Origin of the sequence: Phenylobacterium sp. (genome assembly GCF_037968635.1) — a bacterium.
In the GTDB taxonomy this organism is placed as follows: Bacteria; Pseudomonadota; Alphaproteobacteria; order Caulobacterales; family Caulobacteraceae; genus Phenylobacterium.
On sequence record NZ_JBBKVV010000169.1, the window covers coordinates 1 to 4,588 of the forward strand.

Sequence of the window (4,588 nt, forward strand, 5' to 3'; positions counted from 1 at the left end):
GCCTGCGCCGCCGCCCGCACCGCCAAAGCCGCTCGAGCCACCGTCGCCCGAGCCGCCGATGTCACCGGTCGTTTCGCCAGACTGGCCAGTCTGGCCGGTCGAGGAAGAATTGCTGTTCATCGCCGTTTGGGTCTGCGTCCGCACCGCGCTCAAGGCGATGTCGGCGCCAGCCGAGGCGATGCTGGAAGGCAGGCTCGCCATGAAGGTGGTGTCGGCCTTAACCGCGTTGATCGCCGCAACAGCAAGGGCCGGGTCAACGTTCCGGGTCACGTTGGCGACGGCCAGCGCGACGGCTTCGGCCACCTCGTCCTCCGTCGCATTGGGATTTGCGGCCAGCACGTCGGAGATGGTCTGGCTAATCGTGCCTTCTATTGTGGCCTTCATCGCATTGATCTCGGACGGCGTGGGCGCAGCTGCGACAGCAAATCCGGCGCCCAAGGTCACGCTGCCAATGACGGCGGTAGATGCCATGGCCCGCACGAGCGCGCCGATGCTCAAGGTCTTGAGGCTCATGTTTATCCCCTCAGCTCATAGGTAACGCCGGACATCCGGCTGCTACCGCTAATGGCCATACTCTGTTGGCAACCACAAGTCGATTCCTTCAATGGTTTAGTAACCGACTTGCGAAGCCCGTTTTTCGGGCGACCTGTGTTCAATCCGCGACGCATTGATGACATAGCGTTGACGCCACAGCGTCGCCAGAACTGTGCTGTCGGGATTTTTCACCGCCGCGAGCGCGGCCTGAAGTTTAGCGCGGCTGCGACCTTCAGTGGACAGCGCCTCGGCTTCTCCACGAACCGCTTTCTTCAAGTTATTCGGGAGCTTGTCCCAGCGCTCCAAGGCGAAGTGGATGCGCCAGGGGCCAAATTGCGGATCGATCGCGACGAGGTCATAGGAACGCTCGAATGCACGCAAGCCGATAGGTGACGGGTCCCCGTGCCGGAGATGGTCAATATAGGCCAAGCGGATCCAAGAACTCGTGTCGTAGGGGAATTCGCGCAAGGCAAGCCCGCTAAGCTGCTCAGCCTTCGCCAAATCACCGGCTGTGGCAGATCTCGTGCTTACGAGGTCCTCGGCCTTGCGAGTGTACCCAGCGCCAACCGCAGCCAGCCGCCATGAACCAAGTGAAACCTCCCCACCCGTGATCAACGCCGAGAGGTGCAAGAGCGCAAGCAGGCCGGTGACGGCGGTGAGACTGCCAGCGATCCAGAGGGGCGCCGAACGCAGCCTCATCGAGCCGATCCTTGGGACAGCGATAACTGAAGACCCAACAGGTAGGACCACATCGCCGCCATGGAGTAGGCGTCAAGTGCGAAGTCTGTCGCGCCGTGGGTCAGGAAGACGGCGTTAACAGCGATGAGTCCAAACAGGATAAGCGTCATGCGCGAGCGGCGCAGCGCGCCGGAAATCGTGGCGAAAATGATCGACCCGACGCAGCCGAACATCAGTAGCGCCCCGACCAAGCCCGCCTGCTCCAACCACTGCAGGTAGACATTCAAGATGGCCTTGATGTTCCACAGCGTTGCGTAGTTTGCGGTGTTGATCAGTGTCTTGTTCACCGTCTCTGACGTTCCCAAGCCGTAACCCAGGAGAGGCGAGGCCAAGAAAGCCTTCCAGTGTTCGCTCCAGATCGCGGTGCGTACGATGCTGTCGCGATCAGCGCGTGAGAAGCGGTCGATCACGAGGTCGCCGGCGACGTAGATCAGCAGAGCCGCTATGAGAAGCGCGCCCAGGCTGATCATCAGCGCCCGCGAAATCTTCACCTTGCCGGAAAACAGCTGAAGACCGCCGAAGACAACAAGTGCCGCTAGAAGCGCCAGCGCGGCCCCCCGCGAGCCGGTCATCAGCAGGCAGATCGCAAAGGCGAGCGAAACGGCGGCCATGGGCGCGCTGCGTACAACGCGATCCTGCACGCGGAGAGTCCGCAATTGTCGGAAGACGACCGCGAGGCTCAGCATCAACAGGCAGGCCATAAAGGTGCCTGCGGTGTTGGGATTGAGGAAATGGCCCTCCAGTCGATGACCCTGGGTCTGATAGATCGTGCCCGTCACGCTTGCGAAGAACGCCCAGAGCGCCAGCAACAAACCAAGGCCGATCGTGACATAGACGGCTGCGCGTGCACGCCGATCTGACGCTCCAGTCAAGGCCCCTACGAGGAAGATGCAAGCCAGGCCCAGCAGTTTGATGATTTCGACCGTGGTCGACGATCGATCAATCGTTGTGGAGCCACGAGCTTCGCCCACATAAGCCCACACCGGGTGGGGGCCCCCCGGCGCCAACGGTGTTAGCTGAACAAGGCCCACCACAATTACCAAGGCGAACAGAAAGCCGGGAAAAAGAAGGCCCCGCAATTTGGCAAGGTCATCGCGCAGCGCCGGACGGCAGAGGAGGGCGCCTAGAACGATGCATTCCGCCAAGATTAGCGAGAACGCGGTTTCTGAGTATAAGGCCGCATAGAGATAGTGGGCTAGAAAGATCGGCAAGAGCCCTGCCAGCGCAATCCATGTGCCTTCTGGTGGCGGCCAGACGCCGACGCCTTCAGAGACTTGGTCGGCCGGTCTGCTGGCGCGTTTCCGTCTTGGCCCCTCGATGCTCACCGAAACCCTTTCGCCTTAAGCAGTACGAGCCGCAGGAATACCTAGTCCGCACGGGCGATCAAGAGCGGTTGCGCGCCATCGTTGTTCCGGGAGGATTTTTCAATCCAGGCCCATCGGAAGGCGTCGCCGGCGACCTGACGCTTGCGAAAAGTATAGGGCGCCTCATTCCAGGGCACGATCCAGGGGGAGAGGTTGTCGAGGACGTACTCGCCCTTGTCGCCGGCCACGAGCAGAACCGCGTGTCCGGTGTTCCAGGATGTGGTGACCACGGCGATGGACAGCGCGCTCGGCGGGAAGCCTTCGGCGATCAGGGCGCGGCGCTTTTCGAGGACATAGTCTTCGCAATCGCCGAACTTGCCGCCCTCTGCAAGAGGCGTGCTCCACCGTTCCTCGACGCCATTGTTGTCGAAGTCGGTCTTGCGGATGATTTGGCGATTAATCTTGGTGTTCACGCGATTGATCGTGGCCCAGGTCCGCGAGTCTACCACCAGCGTCGCACCAGAGCTGGCGGCGGGGGAGGCCTCGGGCTTCGGCGTCCGGTCGTCGGGCGCGAAACTGAAATTTGCAAAGGATAGGCGGGCTTGCCCCACCGGCGTGGCCTTGACGAGGGCGCCGTCACCGATGAGGCGCAACCAGTTCACCTGCTCGGTTGTATCAGCGTTAAAGCTGAAACTTCCCTGCGAGGTCATCCGGGTGATCGCGGGGTTAGGCCCGGAGGTGGCGAGCTTGGGGCGCGTGATGGCCGCTGTGGTGGCGCGATCGCCTGAGGCGAACGCCCCAGTCTGAGACAGAACCATCTCGCGACTGACTTGGCAGTCGCGGGGCTGACGACCGCAATACTCCAGATAAGCCCGCGGCGCCCCGATTGCGGCGCCCAAGGGCATGGGGCCGCTCGCAGCCGGAGCACCAGCTAGAGCAAAGTTTGAATGCGACAGTGCGCAGATGAGTGCAGTCACTGCAGCAATACTGTTGGAAATCTTCAACACCCACCCTGCTCCGTTCTGGAGTTAACGTGAGGTTGTTTTAGGCCGGCGCCCCTTAATCCTGGCTGTATTGACTTGGTGTATTGAGGATGAATTGGCGTAGTTTAGGATGTGTGTACGTTAACTTTGCGCTTACCTGGAATTGAGGAATTGTTTAGGCCATTTCCCGTGCCCGGAAAATTTCCCGCGGCGCGAAGTGAAAAGCGGAATGAATCTTGAAGTGGCTGTTCCGTGCTTCGCCGCACTGCGGTAGAAGCAACCCTGAGGGACGTGTGTGGAGCCTAGTTTGATGCAGAGGTTGTTTTCTTTGGGGTTGGCGGCGCTAGGCGTCGTTGCCGCCTTACTGCTGGCGCCGACCCTGGCCACGGCCGCTGAGACGGATGCGGTCGCCATCGTGCGCGCCGTTCCAGAATACCACTTGGGATCTGGCGACAAGGTTCGCGTGATCACCTTTGGGGAGGAGGCTCTGACCGGCGAGTTCTCGATCGGGGGGTCGGGTATGGTCTCGTTGCCCTTGATCGGTGAGGTTCGCGCTGCGGGTCTTTCGGTTTCCCAATTCCAAAGCCAGGTCGAAACCAAGCTGAAGGAGGGCTACCTGAAGGAGCCGCGCGTCAGCGTAGAGGTGCTCAACTACCGGCCCTTCTACATTTTGGGCGAGGTCGAGAAGCCGGGCACCTATCCCTATACCAACGGCCTGACGGTGCTGAACGCTGTGGCGACTGCGCAAGGTTTCACCTATCGCGCCAACACCAAGCGCGTCTTCATCAAGCGCGCGGATGGCAAGGGTGAGGAAGAATTCCCTCTGACCACTGGCACCCAAGTCGCGCCAGGCGACACGATCCGCGTCGGCGAGCGCTTCTTCTAAGTTCTCAAGACGGCGACCAGGAGGGCTGACGCCCTTCTGGTCGCCGTCGCCAGACATCTCGGGGGTCGGATGCAAACAGTCTTGGTCAGCGGCGGCGCCGGCTACATCGGCTCGCATACATGTCTGCGACTGTCAGAGGCGGG

5 protein-coding genes are annotated in these 4,588 nt (G+C 61.2%); 1 reads left to right on the forward strand and 4 read right to left on the reverse strand.

Annotated features, from left to right (window positions below; genetic code table 11):
• From AAC997_RS18350 to AAC997_RS18365, 4 genes are all read right to left on the reverse strand, one after another.
• Window positions 1-513, reverse strand: a 513-nt coding sequence (locus AAC997_RS18350) for a hypothetical protein (protein ID WP_340647150.1), incomplete at its 3' end; no start/stop codon positions are given.
• Window positions 514-609: 96 nt separating this feature from the next.
• Window positions 610-1,233: a hypothetical protein gene (locus AAC997_RS18355; protein ID WP_340647151.1), complete on the reverse strand. Its 624-nt coding sequence runs from the start codon at window positions 1,231-1,233 to the stop codon at window positions 610-612.
• Window positions 1,230-2,597, reverse strand: a complete 1,368-nt coding sequence (locus tag AAC997_RS18360; RefSeq protein ID WP_340647152.1) for an O-antigen ligase family protein — start codon at window positions 2,595-2,597, stop codon at window positions 1,230-1,232. Before AAC997_RS18360 ends, AAC997_RS18355 begins: the two co-directional genes overlap by 4 nt.
• 41 nt (window positions 2,598-2,638) lie before the next feature.
• A complete protein-coding gene (locus AAC997_RS18365) occupies window positions 2,639-3,583 on the reverse strand; it encodes a transglutaminase-like cysteine peptidase (protein WP_340647153.1) in 945 nt (314 codons plus the stop codon).
• A gap of 286 nt (window positions 3,584-3,869) precedes the next feature.
• Between AAC997_RS18365 and AAC997_RS18370 the strand changes: the two genes are divergently transcribed.
• Window positions 3,870-4,445, forward strand: a complete 576-nt coding sequence (locus AAC997_RS18370; RefSeq protein ID WP_340647154.1) for a polysaccharide biosynthesis/export family protein — start codon at window positions 3,870-3,872, stop codon at window positions 4,443-4,445.
• The last annotated feature ends 143 nt before the right edge of the window (window positions 4,446-4,588 follow it).

Coding starts and splice junctions, on each gene's coding strand:
- AAC997_RS18355 (WP_340647151.1), bottom strand. CDS start 1,233: ATGAGGCTGCGTTCGGCGCCCCTCTGGATCGCTGGCAGTCTCACCGCC.
- AAC997_RS18370 (WP_340647154.1), top strand. CDS start 3,870: ATGCAGAGGTTGTTTTCTTTGGGGTTGGCGGCGCTAGGCGTCGTTGCC.